Origin of the sequence: Rhizobium grahamii CCGE 502 (assembly GCF_000298315.2) — a bacterium.
Taxonomy (GTDB): Bacteria; Pseudomonadota; Alphaproteobacteria; order Rhizobiales; family Rhizobiaceae; genus Rhizobium; species Rhizobium grahamii.
Genome location: NZ_AEYE02000013.1, coordinates 162,396 through 177,365, shown reverse-complemented (window position 1 = coordinate 177,365; position 14,970 = coordinate 162,396). Strand labels below are relative to the sequence as shown.

Genomic DNA, 14,970 nt, shown 5'->3' with positions numbered 1-14,970 from the left:
TGTCGTTCGCGCTAGAACCCGCGACCCTTCAGCCAGGTGTCAATCGAGAGAGCGCCTGCACCGACGGCCGCGAGCACGAACATGCCGCCTGCAATCGCGAGATCCTTTTCGAAATGAAAGAGCTCGTTCTGGTCGCTGAAGTTGGTGTGATAGAGCGTCGCCGTCGCAACGCAAAACAGGCCCAAGGCGCTAGCGCCGATGCGGGTCGAAAAACCGGCCGCGATGGAGAGACCAGCAACGATCTGCAGAGCGATCGTTGCCACAAGCAAGGGGACGCTCAAGCCGAATTGCGCGGCCATCTCGATGGCACCGGAAAAATTCACCGCCAGCGATACTCCCTCATGCAGAAAGATCCAGGCAAGAAGCAACCTGCCGATCAACAGGGCGACGTCGCGCGCACTTGTCACGACCGGGGATTTTCCGCCTGCCATATGGACCTCCAGCACGCTGCCAACGAACCCGGGATAGCGTTCCCGCATCTTACCTGAAAGCAGCAGATTCGTCAGGCTTTACCGGGTGGCTAGGCTGCATCCATCTTTCGGTTGTCGTCGCTGACCGAAACCTGGTAGATCCGGAACCGGTTCTTGCCCTGAGACTTCGCCTCGTAGAGCGCGGCGTCGGCGCAGACGAAGATGTCGGAGCGCATGGTTGGGTCGAAGAAGGCGACGCCAACAGACGCGCCGACATGCATCCGGGAGCCATCCCGTTCGACGGAGCGGTTGAGGCACTGGACGACCGTCTCCGCGAGCCTGGCGACACTACCGGCGCTGTCGTAACCGCTGACAAGCACCGCGAACTCATCGCCGCCGATGCGTGCGACCAGATCTGCCCCCTGGCATGCCGCCAGCAGGCGCTCCGCTGTTTCCTTGAGGCATTCATCGCCAGCCTGGTGACCGAAGGTGTCGTTGATCCCCTTGAAGCCATCAAGGTCGATGAGAAGCAGGGCTGCGGCGGTGCCGTTGATACAGCGGAGGGGCAGGCGTTGCAGTGCAGTCTGAAATTGCGCACGGTTCGGGAGGCCCGTCAGGATGTCGAATTCTGCGAGATAGCGAATCTGGTCGAACATCGTCTTCTCGGCCGTGATATCGAGTTTCATGCCGAAGATGCGGACAGGCACGCCGTCTTCACACTCGACGGTCGCGGTAATGCGGATCCATCGCGTATGGCCCTTGGGCGTGACGATCTCCGCGTCGAGTGTAAAGCCTGAGCGTTCCTCGATTGCACGCGTGCGGACGCGAGCAAGCTCGGCGAGGGACTCCTTCGAGTAGCACTTCAGGATTTCGGCGCGATCGAGTTCGGCGTCGTACGGCGCATCGAAGAGATCATAGACCATCTTGGTCCAGACAAGGCGATTATCCGGCAGGCTGCATTCCCAGACGCCGATCCTGGCGGCCTCGGACGAGCGATCGAAGATCTTGCGGCTGTGGGCAAGCGCAACTGCCTGCTGTTCGAGCTGTTTTTTTGTTTCCGCGAGCGTGTTTTGGAGCGCCTCCATAGCAGCCTGGCGGCCGCGCCGGGAGGGCGCCACGCAATCTGCGATTTTGGCGAAGGCAGCGAAGAATTTCATGCTCGACCCAACGTTGGATGGCCCAATCTTACAATCGTTGGAATGACTTAAGATTTCGTTTTGTACGCGGCGGCGCAAACTGTCTTGTCGCGCGCGCGTGTGCTGGTCCGGTACTGTTTTGGGCTCAAGGCCCGCCTTCGTTGGTCCGGGTAAGCTTTCGTTCACCGTTCGTCACTAAATTTCGGTTGAAGTTTTAGATCCCTGCCGTTCCTCGGAAGCGATGAGAGCATGGCGTTTGTTTCCATTCTTCGGCGATATGTGCTGCCAACGCTGCTCTCGACGGCGTTGGTAACATGTTCGACCGATGGCCTTATTCCGCCCGGCGACGTCGACAACGGGACACGGGTAGGTTCAATTTCGCCGCCGCGCCATGTGCCGGCGGCGCAAATGCAGATGCCGCCAAGCGAGCAGCCCTATCCGGTTGCAAATGCACCGGTTGCCGATACGGCGGGTTCGGTCGATTACCTCAATACGCCAAATCTTTCCGGAACCGGACACAGCCGCGCCGGCGCTCCCTCACAGACGTTGCAGGCGTCCTCGCGGCCCGGACGACTGCCGATGATCGACAGCGATGAGGCCATGGCAGGCGCGCAGGGTGCGGCCGGTTCGCTTCGCGGCCAGCCGGCAACCTGGGGTGGGACGCAGCAGCTCTCGGTGCCCGAGGGTGGCGTGAACATGGATGCCGAACTTGGTGCCGAACCGGTTGTCGGCCTCGCCGAGGAACAGCAGCAACAGATCGCCGAGGGGCAGTCCGATCAGCCGGTCGTGGATGGCATCGGGACCGACAACCCTACCCAGCTCAATCGCGCGCGCATCCCGGCGCCGGCGGCACAAGCACAGATGAGCAGCGCGCCTGTCTGGAATGACGGCAGAGCGGTTGTGGCGCCCGCGCGAGTGCCCGAGGAGAACGACGAGCAGGAGGTCGCCATGCTGCGGCCGAACAACCCGACCGCGCCGATGATGAGTGCGCCCGCGGCTCCTGCTGATCCGAGCGTCATGCCGGCCTCGGAGCTTGCCTGCCGCCACGAGCTGAAGCGAATGGGCGTTGTCTATACCGAGAAGCCACCAATCTCGAACGGGCCCGCTTGCCAGGTGCCGTATCCAATCTCGTTGCAGGGGCTTTCCGGCAATATCGGCGTCAGGCCAGCGGTGACACTGAATTGCCAGGTGACGCTCGCTTTTGCCAAATGGGTCAAGAACGAGCTCGCCCCGTCCGCGCGCTTTCGCTACTGGTCGGGCATCAAGACCATTCAGCCGCTTGGCGGATATAGCTGCCGCCGCATGAACAACAGCCGGCAGCGCTACAATCCGATGTCCGAGCATGCCCGCGGCAACGCGATCGATGTCGGTAAGTTCGTTCTGAAGAGCGGCCACGCGATCGATGTGCGCAAGAAGGGGCTGTTCTCGTTCCGGGAGGGCAGGCTGTTGCAGGCCGTGCGCACCGACAGCTGCAAGTATTTCAATACGGTACTGGGACCCGGGAGCAACCCGGAACACTGGAATCATTTCCATTTCGATCTGCGCGCACGCCAGAGCGGCAGGGTCTACTGCCGCTGAAAAGGAAAGGCCGGCCCGAAGGCCGGCCCAAGGCGAACGCGGCGCGGGCGGCGCCGCCCGGCCGAGTCAGATCATGTAATGACTGGTAATGCACTTCACGCATGTCGAGGAAGCACGGGAGCGTAACGAGATCGCTCGGGCGGCTGCTCCGCAAGGGGTGCGGCGGGACGGAGAGCGCTTGCTGCCTCGCCGTCTTTATGCCGCAGAAAGATCACCGGGTGATGACATGCTGCAAAGCCGGAGTTTTCCACAGGCTTGGACATTTTTTTCGCTTGGAAGCGTTTTCACGGAAGTGAATACTCTGTTCAGCGGTGCCGGGATGTCAAAGCCACCGGAAACGCATATATAGCGGCGAGCAACTTTTCGCCGCAGCCTCCAGAAGAGCCCTTCATGGCACCGATCATTTCCATCCGAAATCTCACCAAGACCTACGCCAACGGATTTCAGGCTCTCAAGGGCATCGACCTCGATGTCGAGAAGGGCGAAATCCTGGCATTGCTCGGGCCGAACGGGGCGGGCAAGACGACGATGATCTCGATTGTCTGCGGCATTACCAATCCGAGCGGGGGCACTGTTTCCGTCGGCGGTCATGACGTGGTGAAGGATTTCCGGGCGACGCGCTCGATGATCGGGCTCGTTCCCCAGGAGCTAACCACAGATCAGTTCGAGACTGTGTGGAATACGGTCAGCTTCTCGCGCGGTCTGCACGGCAAGCGATCCAACCCCGCGCATATCGAGAAGGTGCTTCGCGATCTTTCGCTTTGGGACAAGAAGGACAACACGCTGCGGCAATTGTCTGGTGGCATGAAGCGAAGGGTGCTGATTGCCAAGGCGCTATCGCATGAGCCGGAAATTCTCTTCCTCGACGAGCCCACCGCAGGTGTCGACGTGACGCTGCGCAAGGACATGTGGCACGTCGTCGAAAAGCTGCGCCGCTCCGGCGTCACGATTATCCTGACCACGCACTATATCGAAGAGGCGGAAGAGATCGCCGACCGTGTCGGCGTCATCAACGGCGGCGAGCTGTTGTTGGTCGAAGACAAGACGGCGCTGATGGCGAAGCTAGGCCGCAAGCAGCTTATTCTCGAACTGAACGAGCCGATGCAGGCGTTGCCGGATCGCTTTGCCGGCAACGGTCTTTCGCTTGCGGCAGACGGCAGCCGACTGATCTACGATTTCGATACCCAGAAGGAGCAGGAGAGCATTGCCACGCTGCTGAAGCGGCTCAGTGAGCACGACATTCACTTCAAGGATCTTTCCACGCAACAGAGCTCGCTGGAAGACATCTTCGTGGCGCTCGTGGGAGGGGCAAAATGAACTTCGAAGCCATCAAATCCATCTATTTCTTCGAAATGGCCCGCACCCGCCGGACGCTTCTGCAAAGTGTCGTTTCGCCGGTGATCTCGACATCGCTCTATTTCATCGTTTTCGGCGCGGCGATCGGTTCGCGCATCCAGCAGGTTGAAGGCGTGTCCTACGGCGCGTTCATCACGCCCGGCCTGATCATGCTGACGCTGCTTGGGCAATGCATCAGCAATGGGTCGTTCGGCATCTACTTTCCGAAGTTCACCGGCACGATTTACGAGGTATTGTCGGCGCCGGTGGCAATGACCGAAATTCTGCTTGGCTATGTCGGTGCCGCCGCGACAAAAGGGTTGATGATCGGGGTGATTATCCTGCTCACTGCGAATGTCTTCGTGGACATCCGGATCGAGCATCCGGTGATGATGGTTCTGTTCTTTCTGTTGACGGCGATCACGTTCAGCCTGTTCGGCTTCATGATCGGCATCTGGGCTACGAACTTCGAGCAGTTGAACCTCATTCCCATGCTCGTCGTGCCGCCCTTGACCTTCCTCGGTGGCAGCTTCTATTCGATCAACATGCTGCCGCCCTTCTGGCAGGCAGTGAGCCACTTCAACCCCGTGCTCTATCTGGTCAGCGGCTTCCGCTGGAGCTTCTTTGGCATCGCGGACGTCAATCCGCTGGTGAGCCTCGGGATGATCTCGATCTTCCTGGCGATCTGTCTAGGGACGCTGGCCTGGATCTTCAGGACGGGATACCGGCTGCGGAGCTGAACGCTGCCTCTAGTCCCGCATCCGAAGCTCGTCAGTCTGGATCTGCAAGGATCCAAGGGTCGAGAGGAAGCTCATTCCGAGAAGGCTCTGATCGAGCTTGCCGTCCTGTGCGACGCTGGCGGGAACGTTATGACGGATGATCGGCCCGATCGCGACCTCGGACAGCATGACACGGGCGGCGCGGGCGCGGCCGTTGGCAGTCATCACGCTCATCGAATATTCGAGGTTGTCGGGGATAATGCCTACTCGCTCGGCGTCTTCGCGGGACAGCGCGATCATGCTGGCACCGGTATCGACCAGCATCGAAATACTCTGGCCGTTGATCGTGACATAGGCCTCGTAATGGCCGTTCAAAAGCTTGTGTAAGATGACCTCCTGATCACCCTCGCTGGTGGTCACGACCACTGCGCGGCCCGGGACAAGACCTGCGAGCAGACGATTGCCGACCCCGAGCGCTTCCTGCCGATAGAGATAAAGGGTCGCAAGGCCGAGGATCAGGACAAGCCAGATCATCAGGTTGCGAAGGGTCTCGCTGGCGCTGGCGCGGCGCGCCCAGATGCCGGCGGCCAGCATCAGCGCGATCGGAAGCAGATAGATGAAACGGCCGAAATCGTCGGTCCGCATGCCGAAGATCCGGCTTGTGTCGCCGCTGAATAGAAGGACGGCGAGACCCAGGCCAAGGACCGCAAGGACGATCGTCAGACGGTTCATGCACGCCGCTCCGGAATAATCTGCGTAGCCTGCGAGATATCCTGTCCTTTTGCGAAAAGCCGTGCGGGCAGTAAAGCCATGAGCCGTTCGCGCTCGTCGTCGGAAAATGACATCCAACCACCGATCTCGGCAAGCGTACGACCGCAGCCCGTACAAAGGCCGGTCTTTGGGTCGATAGAGCAGACATCGATGCAGGGTGTTTGCATGCAATCTATATCGAGATTTCACAGGGCCATGGCAAGGGCGCAGACGGCGGCGATTTCCGAAATCTGTTGCGCCGCGCCGAGGGTGTCACCCGTATGACCTTCAAGCTTGCGGTGGACGAACCGGGTGAAGGCCATGACGGACAAGCCGCAGCCGAGGAGAGCGCAAACGAGGGGAAAGAGACCAAGGCTCGGCCAGAGAAGCAGAGCGGACAAAACACAGCCGGAAACGAGCGCCATGTGCATTGAGCCTTCGCCGGGTTGCCCGGCGGCGGCTGCCACGCCCACGGGTCTTGCCGATGGCAGCCGGTGCCAGTGCCAGACGAGCGCGCCGCGGCTGATGCAGGCGATTGCGGGAATCGTGAGCGCCGCGGCAAGTGGCGGCGCTGCGCGCGCGATCGCAGCGAGTGCAGCCGCCCGCAGCGCGAACGACAGGATCAGCGAGATAGCACCATAGGTGCCGATGCGGCTGTCCTTCATGATCGAGAGCGCGTGGTCGCGGTCGCGCCCGCCGCCCAGGCCGTCGGCGCAGTCGGCAAGGCCATCCTCGTGCAGCGCGCCCGTCAATATCGCTTGAACGGCCAGTGCTGCAAACGCGGACATTAGACGGTCCGCGCGCAGGCCGAGCATGACCAGGAAGACAAGCGCGGGCACGAGCGCAATGACAATGCCTGCCATGGGAAAGGCGCGGGAGGCGCGGTCAAGCTTGCCGTCGAAGCCGACGAAGGCGAAAGACGGCATCGGAATGCGGCTGAGGAAGGCGACGGAGCGAGCGAGGTCGGCAGCATAGTTTCCGATGTACATTCTCACCCCGACTCCGCGACCATATGCAGCGCTTTAGGAGTTGTTCGCCCCGGCGCCTACCTTTAAGAGAGTGGCGACGAAAGAAGCTGATTTGCAGCGAAAAGACAAGTTACCGACCAAGACAAGGAAATCGCATTCATGAGCGTTTCAGGCCTGCCATTCGACGATTTTCGGGCACTTCTGCGCGATCTCCCGGGACCGGATGCCAGGGCACTTGCTACCGCGCGCGAGCGCGATGCGCAGTTGACGAAGCCACCCGGCGCGCTCGGACGGCTCGAGGAGATTGCATTCTGGCTTGCGGCCTGGACGGGCAGGGCACCTGCGGTGAACCGGCCGCTGGTGGCGATCTTCGCCGGCAATCACGGCGTCACCAGGCAAGGCATCACGCCGTTTCCGGCGGCCGTTACGCAGCAGATGGTGGAGAATTTTGCGGCTGGCGGCGCTGCGATCAATCAGATCTGCGTGGCCTATGACCTTGGGCTGAAGGTCTTCGATCTCGCGCTCGACTACCCGACCGGTGATATCACCGAAGAGCCCGCATTGTCCGAGCGCGATTGTGCGGCAACCATGGCCTTCGGCATGGAGGCGATTGCAGGCGGCACCGATCTTCTTTGCATCGGCGAGATGGGGATCGGCAACACCACGATCGCAGCAGCGATCAACTATGCCCTTTACGGCGGGAACGCGCGGGACTGGGTTGGCCCGGGCACCGGTTCCGAAGGCGAAATGCTGGAACGCAAGATAGCTGCGGTCGAAAAGGCGGTGGCGCTGCACAGTGACCATCTGGACGATCCGCTGGAGATCATGCGCCGCCTCGGCGGACGCGAAATCGCGGCGATGGCCGGGGCAATCCTCGCCGCCCGTGTCGAGAAGATCCCGGTGCTGATCGACGGCTATGTCGCCACGGCGGCTGCCGCCATCCTGAAGGCCGCCAATCCTTCGGCGCTCGATCACTGCTTGATCGGCCACGTGTCCGGCGAACCCGGACATTTGCGCGCGATCGAAATGCTTGGCAAAACGCCGCTTCTCGCTCTCGGGATGCGGCTCGGCGAGGGGACCGGCGCGGCGCTCGCGGCCGGTATCGTCAAGGCAGCAGCGGCCTGCCATTCCGGCATGGCAACGTTCTCGCAGGCAGGCGTCAGCAACAAGCACTGAAACCTTCAGGTTTATGACAGGTTGATGACAGAGTTCTTGCCGCGGGGACCGTGAACCGGTATCGCAATTTCTGACTGATGGCGGCAATGGCCGCCATTGAAGGACGACGAGGGCACTTGATGAAACCTGCCGTGACAAAACTCACCGGCATCAGCCACTTCTTTGCAGCCGCCAGCTATTCGCTTGGCGGCTTTCGCCGGCTGATCAAGGAGGCGGCGTTCCGGCAGGAACTGTTGTTCTTCGCGGTTTCACTGATCCTGCTGGTCTCCGTCGGCGCGACGCTGGCCGAGCTGATGATCGCCGTCGTCCTGTTTCTCGTCCTCTTTGCCGTCGAAGCACTGAACACCGCGATCGAGGAAGTCATCGACAGGATTTCGCCGGAGATCTCGATGGTCGGGAAGCACGCCAAGGATCTCGGCTCGTTTGCGGTCCTCTGCATTATCGCGGCGTGCGGGATGTTCCTGCTGTTTACGATCGGCAAGCATCTGTTGTTTGGGTGACCGCAACCAATAGTGGCTTCAGGTTGTGGCGTTAGTAATATTCTCCTTGAAGATGTGTTTAGAGTGTGACTATTCTATCCCCAGGCGCAGGGTTGGGGGATCAGATGGCGGCGGTTTTCGAAAGAACGAACCAGTATTTCAATGCTCGGTCGCAAGCTGCGGAACGCAATCGGCATGCCGTACTGCTCCTCCAAGTAGGAGCAGCTGCAGTGCTTCTAACCCTTGCCTTCGCGGGTATTGCGCAAGCCGGCGGCCCGGTTGGAGGCTTCGGGGTCGGGGTGCTCATCGTCTTTGCGGGGATCGCGATCGGAGGGCTATTGGGGTTCCTCTTCTCCGTTCCTCGCGTTTTGGCGAAAGACAATTCGATAACCCCCACAGTAGCTGCAACCACATCGACGACCGCGGGAACCAGTCCGAGAGCCGCGGCCCTCGACGATCAAAATGTGAGCGGCAAGGAGCGGCTGCTGGGGTCAAACACGAATCTGGAACGCATCTCGGAGTGGCTGACGACGATGCTGGTTGGCGTCGGGCTTACCGAGGTCGACTCGCTTGGAGACAGCTTCCGCAGTTTCAGTGATTTTCTGGCGGAAAGGGCGACACTCGCCGGTGGATCCCAATCTGCCGGCATTTTGCCAACGGTTGGGCCGTTTCTGCTGATCGCAGGTTCCGTGAGCGGTTTTATATTCTTCTATCTGTATACTCGTCTCTATTTGTCGCCGCTGTTCTTATATGTCGAAACTTTGCTAACCAACCCTGGGGCGGCGGAGCTGAAAACGGAAGTAGCGGAAGAGGTCAGGCATCTTGCGACATCCTTGCCGCAGAACGATCCGATGATTAGCTACGCGTCCCGGGCGGCTAGCCTATCGGTCAGTGACAGTCTCAACGTCATTGCGAGCCAGCTCTATCAGAGCGACGGATATGACAAGGCAATAGACCTCGGCAACAAGCTGGCGGCAACGCCCGCCGCCAAGCTGTCGCGCTACTGGTTTTTGATGGCTGCCGCATACGGGCAGAAACATCACTATTTGCCGAGTGATGCATCGGCAGAAGAGCGCAGGACGACCCGAAACTCTGTGTTGAACGCGGCCCACAAGGCGGTTGAGCTGAGCGATTCCGCCAGGTCCAGCCTCAAGGCGCTGACGGACCGGGACGCGATCGACAACGACCTGCAGGACTTCGCGAACGACCCTGATTTCAAGCGGATCGTCGAATAGCGCTACGCAAAACTGCGGCGCTTGCGGGAAACCGCTTGGGTATCCTCGACAGCCGGAACGGTCTGCAGCACGCGCTTGGCAGGCAGGATGGCGATGACTTCGGTGCCTTCGCGCAGCTTCGATTTGAGGATGAACTGGCCGTCGTGCTTGGCGAGGATCGCCTGAACGATCGGCAGGCCGAGGCCGGTCCCTTGTTCCGCGCTCTTGATGGCGATCGAGCCCTGGCCGAAAGCCGACAGGACCACCGGAATTTCATCTTCCGGAATACCGGGGCCGTTGTCCTTGATGGAGATGTATTGGCCGCCACCGGCGGTCCAGCCGACCTTGACGTGGATTTCGCCCGATTGCGGCGTGAACTTCACGGCGTTCGAAAGCAGGTTGAGGACGACCTGGCGAAGCGATTTCTCATCTGCCCAGACGGCGGGCAATTCAGGCTCGAACTGCTGCGAGATGGTGATGTTCTTGCCCCGAGCCCGCAGTTGCACCATGCCGATGCAATCTTCGGAGATGTTCAACAGCGAAATCGCTTCCTCGCTGAGCTCGTATTTACCGGCCTCGATACGCGAGAGGTCGAGGATCTCGTTGATGAGATTCAGCAGATGCTCGCCCGAGCGGTGGATGTCGCTGGTGTATTCCTTGTAGGTCGGGTTGTTGAGCGGACCCATGACCTCGGCGGACATGACCTCGGAGAAGCCCAGGATGGCATTGAGGGGCGTTCTCAGCTCATGCGACATCGAGGCGAGGAAACGAGACTTTGCGAGGTTTGCTTCCTCCGCCCGACGGCGGGCCTCATCCGACATCGATTTTGCGACTTCGAGTTCGGCGATCAGGTCGTCCTTTTCTGCCTGATAGGCGAGGATCTTGAGGTTGGATTGGAAGAGCCGGTCGCCGATGTAGTTGAAGAAAATGACGGTGGTCGTGAAGATGGCGGTCAGGCTGACCTCAAGGATCTCTCGCGACAGACCGGCCTTGGCGACCAGGCCGAGGACGACAGGGGCGAAGGTTATCAGCACCGACGGTGTCAGCATGAAGTTTGACATGGCCGTCACGGAAAGTGCGATCAGTAGCGTGGCGCCCTTGTAAAGCAGGAAGCTCGACGGTTCGCATACGGCGCAGTCCTGCAGAGCGAACACTGCCCAGCAGCAGCCGACCATGAGTTGGCCGAGTAGGAGAATGCGGCGCCAGCTGCGCGCGGTTGTCCCGTTGATTTCCTGGCTGCGGGCGCGGCGCGCGATGAAGACGTTTGCCGCATGGGCTGTCAGTGTCAGCAGTGCCCACAGAAAGATCTGCGTGTCTTCGGTGAAGTAAACCCCGAATGCCGCAATGATGATGACAAAGAGCGGGACGATCGAAGCGCCCTGCAGGACGGCATTGACATACATCACCAATACGTCGCGATCGAACCCGCCGCTCGCGGCGTGGCTCGATTGCAGGCGTTCCCGCGTCAGCCGAACAGCCTTCGATACAGGCTTGTTCCGGTGACTGCGTGACTTGTCGACGATGTTCTTATCGGTCGATGTGCTAACGCCAGTACTCATTGTGCACGTTGAAACTTGATCCGCGGGTCTCTACACCCTAGAGCGCAATCCTTAAGATGATGTTAGCCATCTTTGCGAAGGATTTGTTTCTGAAGGAGGCGAAAGCGTGACGCGCGGTTGGCGGGTGATGCGCGACGGCGTGACGGCGCTGGCTTTGCTGGCGTTCCTGTGGCTGATTGCGGCGAAGTTGAACGACAAGACAGAAACGGTCCATTCCGGCCGATTTCATGCAGCGGATGGTGACAGTCTGAATCTCGGCAATGAGCGGATGCGGCTCTACGGCATCGATGCACCCGAGCTCAGCCAGGCATGCGAACGGGCAGGTGGCGTATGGACCTGCGGTCAGGAGGCGAAGCGGGCATTGCAACGTCTTGTTGGGGCGGCCGATACACAGTGCGCTGGAACGGAGCGGGACCGCTTCGATCGCCTGCTTGTGATCTGCCGGGCTGCGGCGTCGATTTGAACGCCGTGATGGTGCGGAGCGGCATGGCGGTGTCCTATGGCGCTTATGGTGACGAGGAGAGGCAAGCGAGAATGGAGAAGGTCGGGCTCTGGGCTGGGACGTTTGAGATGCCGCGCAGTGTGCGCGAGCATGCGCCAAGATCGAATGTGCGGGGAATTGCGGGATTGCTCGGATGGTGACAGACGAAGGCGCGCCGGACGAGCGCACGCTGGATCGCCTTCGGCAGGAGATTGCCGCCTGTCGGATCTGTCGTGACGCACCGTTTGGTGGGCCTGGTGCGCGCTTGCCACATGAGCCGCGGCCGGTCGCGGTCATCTCTTCCAAGGCGAGGATATTGATCGCGGGGCAGGCGCCGGGGCTCAAGGTCCACGAGACGGGTCTGCCGTTCAACGACGCATCCGGTGACCGCCTGCGCGATTGGCTGCAGGTCGATCGGGAGACGTTCTACAACCGCGATTGTTTTGCCATTGTGCCGATGGGTTTTTGCTTTCCTGGTTACGACGCCAAGGGAAGCGACCTGCCGCCGCGGCGGGAATGTGCGCCGCATTGGCGGAGCAGGGTGATTTCGGCAATGCCGCAGATCGAACTGGTGATCGTGGTCGGCCAATATGCGCAGGCTTGGCACATGGGCCCGGAGCGCCGCGAGAATATGACGGAGACGGTGCGGGCTTGGCACACGGCCCTTTCGCGTCCGGGCTCGCCGGTCATTTTTCCGCTGCCGCATCCTAGTTGGCGAAACACCGGCTGGATCAAACGCAATCCTTGGTTCGCAGCAGAGTTGCTGCCGACGTTGCGCGAGCGGATTGCGGCACTGCTGTCTGAAACAAAATTCTTTTAAACTCCCGGAATCGCGCTATACAGAGAAAATAATTCGAAGGGGCTTTGCTGTATGGACCGTCTCGACCGTAAGATCCTGCGTCTCTTGCAGGAGGATTCGACTTTGGCTGTGGCCGATCTTGCCAAGAAGGTCGGGCTCTCCACGACACCTTGCTGGCGGCGCATCCAGAAAATGGAAGAAGACGGCGTCATCAAGCGCCGTGTGGCCATCCTCGATCCGGAGAAGGTCAACACCAAGGTCACGGTGTTTGTATCGATCCGGACGGCAACGCACTCGATCGAGTGGCTGCGACGCTTTTCGGAGGTCATCGCCGACTTCCCCGAGGTCGTCGAGTTCTATCGCATGAGCGGCGATGTGGACTATCTGCTGCGCGTCGTCGTGCCTGACATCGCGGCCTATGACGCGTTCTACAAGCGGATGATCGCGAAGATCGAGATTCGTGACGTCTCGTCTGCTTTTGCCATGGAACAGATCAAGTATTCGACGCAGTTGCCGCTCGACTATATGATCCTCGACAACGCCAAGTCGAACGAGGACTGAGGGCTCCTCAGCTACTCGCTCTGGCGGAGATTTCTGAGCCGGTCGAACAGAACCGCGAGTACGATCGCGCCACCGATGAAGGTGCCTTGCCAGAAGGCGTTGATCCCCAATAGTCCAAGGCTGTTGCGGATCACTTCGATCAGTGCCGCGCCAACGATGGCGCCGAACGCAGTGCCGACGCCACCGGCGAGATTGGCGCCGCCGATGACGGCTGCGGCGATAACTTGTAGCTCCATGCCCGCACCGATGTTCGTGGTCACGGCGCCAAGCCAGCCCGTCTGGATGATGCCGGCGACCCCAGCCGAGAGTGCCGAGATCATGTAAACGGCGACCTTGATCTTTCTGACGGGCACGCCCGTCAGCGTTGCGGCGTGCTCGTTTCCACCGATGGCGAACACATAACGACCAAACCGGGTCCACCGCAGCACGAAGCCGGTGAGGAGGGCCAGCACTGCCATATAGAGCACCGGATTGGCTATGCCGAAGAACCATGCGCCGCCGCCAAGCGCCAGCAGCTTGTCGTGGTCCGGGCCAAACTGGAAGACAACGGTGTTGTTCGAGGCAACCATCGCGAGGCTGCGGGCAATCGACAGCATACCAAGGGTGACGACGAAGGGCGGGAACCCAAGATAAGCGATCAGGAGCCCGTTGAAGGCGCCGACGACGAGCGCCGTGCCGATCGAAGCCGCAATGCCGGTTCCGATGCCATAGCCGGCATGCATGGTGACTGCCAATACCATGCTGCAGAGGCAAAGCACCGAACCGACCGAGAGGTCGATGCCACCGGTGACAATCACAAGCGTCATCCCGAGCGCGATGATCGCGACAAAGGTGACATTGCGGGTGATGTTGTAGAGGTTGGTGGGGGTGGCAAAGGAGCTCGTGGCGAAGGACAGGAAAATGCAGGCGAGAACGACGGCGATGAGGACCCAGAACGTCTGGCTCGCAAAGACTGACGACAGCCAGTTACGCTGTTTCTGCGCTATCGTTTGATCGAGGGTTATTGCCATGGTCGACCTTCGTTCGCTTGCATCCGGTGCTTGTTCACACCTGTTCGATTGCGCCTGTTATGAGCCCCGTGACTTCCTCCGGCGAGCTTGCCCCGATCTGCTTGTCGGCAACCTTGCGGCCGCGCCGCATAACGATCACCCGATCCGCTACCGAGAAGACGTCGGGCATGCGGTGGCTGATCAGGATGACGGCGATGCCGCGATCGCGCAGTTGCCGGATGAGGGAGAGGACCTCGGCAACCTGACGAACAGAAATGGCAGCCGTCGGCTCGTCCATCAGCACAAGCTTCGCCTCGGCCAGCATGGTGCGCGCGATCGCGACGGCTTGGCGCTGGCCGCCCGACATCTGCTTCACGAGGTCACGCGGGCGCGTCTCCGATTTCAGTTCCTTGAAGATTTCGCCGGCGCGCTTGTACATCGTCCGGTAGTCAAGAATGCGCAGCGGGCCGAGGCCACGGCGGAGTTCGCGGCCAAGGAATACGTTGGCAGCGGCGGTGAGGTTGTTGCAGAGCGCAAGTTCCTGATAGACGATCTCGATGCCGCGCTGTCTCGCATCGATCGGCTTGTGAAGGATGAGATCCTGACCATCAAGCCGCATCGCGCCATGACTCGGCCGAAAGTTGCCGGCGATCATTTTCACGAGTGTCGATTTTCCGGCGCCATTGTCGCCCATGAGCCCAACGACCTCTCCCGCTTCCAGTGAAAACGAAACGTCGTTGACAGCCTGTATGGCGCCGAAGTGTTTTGATATGTTGGCGAGCTCGAGAACTGCCACCAGCCGTCTAGCCTCCTAAA

At 60.4% G+C, this 14,970-nt stretch carries 16 protein-coding genes and 1 pseudogene; 9 read left to right on the top strand and 8 right to left on the bottom strand.

What is annotated here, in order from left to right; all coding sequences use genetic code 11:
• Positions 1 to 11 precede the first annotated feature (11 nt).
• Complete coding sequence (locus tag RGCCGE502_RS11015; protein WP_019279869.1) at positions 12 to 431, bottom strand: DoxX family protein; 420 nt, start codon at positions 429 to 431, stop codon at positions 12 to 14.
• An 89-nt stretch (positions 432 to 520) separates the two neighbouring features.
• Positions 521 to 1,567 (bottom strand): sensor domain-containing diguanylate cyclase, encoded by a 1,047-nt coding sequence (locus RGCCGE502_RS11010; protein WP_016554240.1) that lies wholly within the window; start codon positions 1,565 to 1,567, stop codon positions 521 to 523.
• 228 nt (positions 1,568 to 1,795) lie between these two features.
• On the opposite strand from RGCCGE502_RS11010, the gene RGCCGE502_RS11005 reads away from it, so the two are divergent.
• From RGCCGE502_RS11005 to RGCCGE502_RS10995, 3 genes are all read left to right on the top strand, one after another.
• Positions 1,796 to 3,124, top strand: coding sequence for an extensin-like domain-containing protein (locus tag RGCCGE502_RS11005; RefSeq protein WP_016554239.1), 1,329 nt, complete (start codon positions 1,796 to 1,798; stop codon positions 3,122 to 3,124).
• Between the two features lie 390 nt (positions 3,125 to 3,514).
• Positions 3,515 to 4,441 carry an ABC transporter ATP-binding protein gene (locus RGCCGE502_RS11000; RefSeq protein WP_016554238.1) on the top strand — a complete coding sequence of 309 codons (927 nt, stop codon included), beginning with the start codon at positions 3,515 to 3,517 and terminating at the stop codon, positions 4,439 to 4,441.
• On the top strand, positions 4,438 to 5,199 hold the full coding sequence (locus tag RGCCGE502_RS10995; protein ID WP_016554237.1) for an ABC transporter permease: 762 nt from the start codon (positions 4,438 to 4,440) through the stop codon (positions 5,197 to 5,199). Before RGCCGE502_RS11000 ends, RGCCGE502_RS10995 begins: the two co-directional genes overlap by 4 nt.
• A 9-nt stretch (positions 5,200 to 5,208) precedes the next feature.
• On the opposite strand, the gene RGCCGE502_RS10990 is transcribed toward RGCCGE502_RS10995, so the two are convergent.
• From RGCCGE502_RS10990 to RGCCGE502_RS10980, 3 genes are read right to left on the bottom strand one after another with little or no spacing between them, the layout of a single operon-like run.
• Positions 5,209 to 5,910, bottom strand: coding sequence for a TIGR02281 family clan AA aspartic protease (locus RGCCGE502_RS10990; protein ID WP_016554236.1), 702 nt, complete (start codon positions 5,908 to 5,910; stop codon positions 5,209 to 5,211).
• Positions 5,907 to 6,116, bottom strand: coding sequence for a DUF1289 domain-containing protein (locus RGCCGE502_RS10985; protein WP_016554235.1), 210 nt, complete (start codon positions 6,114 to 6,116; stop codon positions 5,907 to 5,909). Before RGCCGE502_RS10985 ends, RGCCGE502_RS10990 begins: the two co-directional genes overlap by 4 nt.
• An 18-nt stretch (positions 6,117 to 6,134) precedes the next feature.
• On the bottom strand, positions 6,135 to 6,917 hold the full coding sequence (locus RGCCGE502_RS10980; RefSeq protein ID WP_016554234.1) for an adenosylcobinamide-GDP ribazoletransferase: 783 nt from the start codon (positions 6,915 to 6,917) through the stop codon (positions 6,135 to 6,137).
• Positions 6,918 to 7,055: 138 nt separating this feature from the next.
• On the opposite strand from RGCCGE502_RS10980, the gene cobT reads away from it, so the two are divergent.
• The 3 genes from cobT (at position 7,056) to RGCCGE502_RS10965 (ending at position 9,786) form a co-directional block, all read left to right on the top strand.
• Positions 7,056 to 8,072, top strand: a complete 1,017-nt coding sequence (gene cobT / locus RGCCGE502_RS10975) for a nicotinate-nucleotide--dimethylbenzimidazole phosphoribosyltransferase (protein WP_016554233.1) — start codon at positions 7,056 to 7,058, stop codon at positions 8,070 to 8,072.
• Positions 8,073 to 8,191: 119 nt separating this feature from the next.
• Positions 8,192 to 8,572 carry a diacylglycerol kinase gene (locus RGCCGE502_RS10970; protein WP_016554232.1) on the top strand — a complete coding sequence of 127 codons (381 nt, stop codon included), beginning with the start codon at positions 8,192 to 8,194 and terminating at the stop codon, positions 8,570 to 8,572.
• Between the two features lie 209 nt (positions 8,573 to 8,781).
• Entirely contained in the window at positions 8,782 to 9,786 is a 1,005-nt protein-coding gene (locus RGCCGE502_RS10965) for a hypothetical protein (RefSeq protein WP_141652316.1), read from the top strand.
• 2 nt (positions 9,787 to 9,788) lie between these two features.
• Here the strand turns inward: RGCCGE502_RS10965 and RGCCGE502_RS10960 are convergent, their stop codons facing one another.
• Positions 9,789 to 11,324, bottom strand: a complete 1,536-nt coding sequence (locus RGCCGE502_RS10960) for a sensor histidine kinase (RefSeq protein ID WP_016554230.1) — start codon at positions 11,322 to 11,324, stop codon at positions 9,789 to 9,791.
• A gap of 106 nt (positions 11,325 to 11,430) precedes the next feature.
• On the opposite strand from RGCCGE502_RS10960, the pseudogene RGCCGE502_RS10955 reads away from it, so the two are divergent.
• The 3 genes and pseudogenes from RGCCGE502_RS10955 to RGCCGE502_RS10945 all read left to right on the top strand — a co-directional run bounded on the left by RGCCGE502_RS10955 (position 11,431) and on the right by RGCCGE502_RS10945 (position 13,165).
• A pseudogene (locus RGCCGE502_RS10955) lies at positions 11,431 to 11,966 on the top strand (thermonuclease family protein).
• A complete protein-coding gene (locus tag RGCCGE502_RS10950; RefSeq protein ID WP_016554229.1) occupies positions 11,960 to 12,625 on the top strand; it encodes a uracil-DNA glycosylase family protein in 666 nt (221 codons plus the stop codon). The pseudogene RGCCGE502_RS10955 and the gene RGCCGE502_RS10950 overlap by 7 nt, the downstream one beginning before the upstream one ends.
• Positions 12,626 to 12,676: 51 nt before the next feature.
• A complete protein-coding gene (locus RGCCGE502_RS10945; RefSeq protein WP_016554228.1) occupies positions 12,677 to 13,165 on the top strand; it encodes an Lrp/AsnC family transcriptional regulator in 489 nt (162 codons plus the stop codon).
• 11 nt (positions 13,166 to 13,176) lie between these two features.
• Here RGCCGE502_RS10945 and RGCCGE502_RS10940 read toward each other — a convergent pair whose 3' ends face one another.
• On the bottom strand, positions 13,177 to 14,175 hold the full coding sequence (locus RGCCGE502_RS10940) for an ABC transporter permease (protein ID WP_016554227.1): 999 nt from the start codon (positions 14,173 to 14,175) through the stop codon (positions 13,177 to 13,179).
• Positions 14,176 to 14,209: 34 nt separating this feature from the next.
• Entirely contained in the window at positions 14,210 to 14,953 is a 744-nt protein-coding gene (locus RGCCGE502_RS10935) for an ATP-binding cassette domain-containing protein (RefSeq protein WP_040674400.1), read from the bottom strand.
• Positions 14,954 to 14,970: the final 17 nt, after the last annotated feature.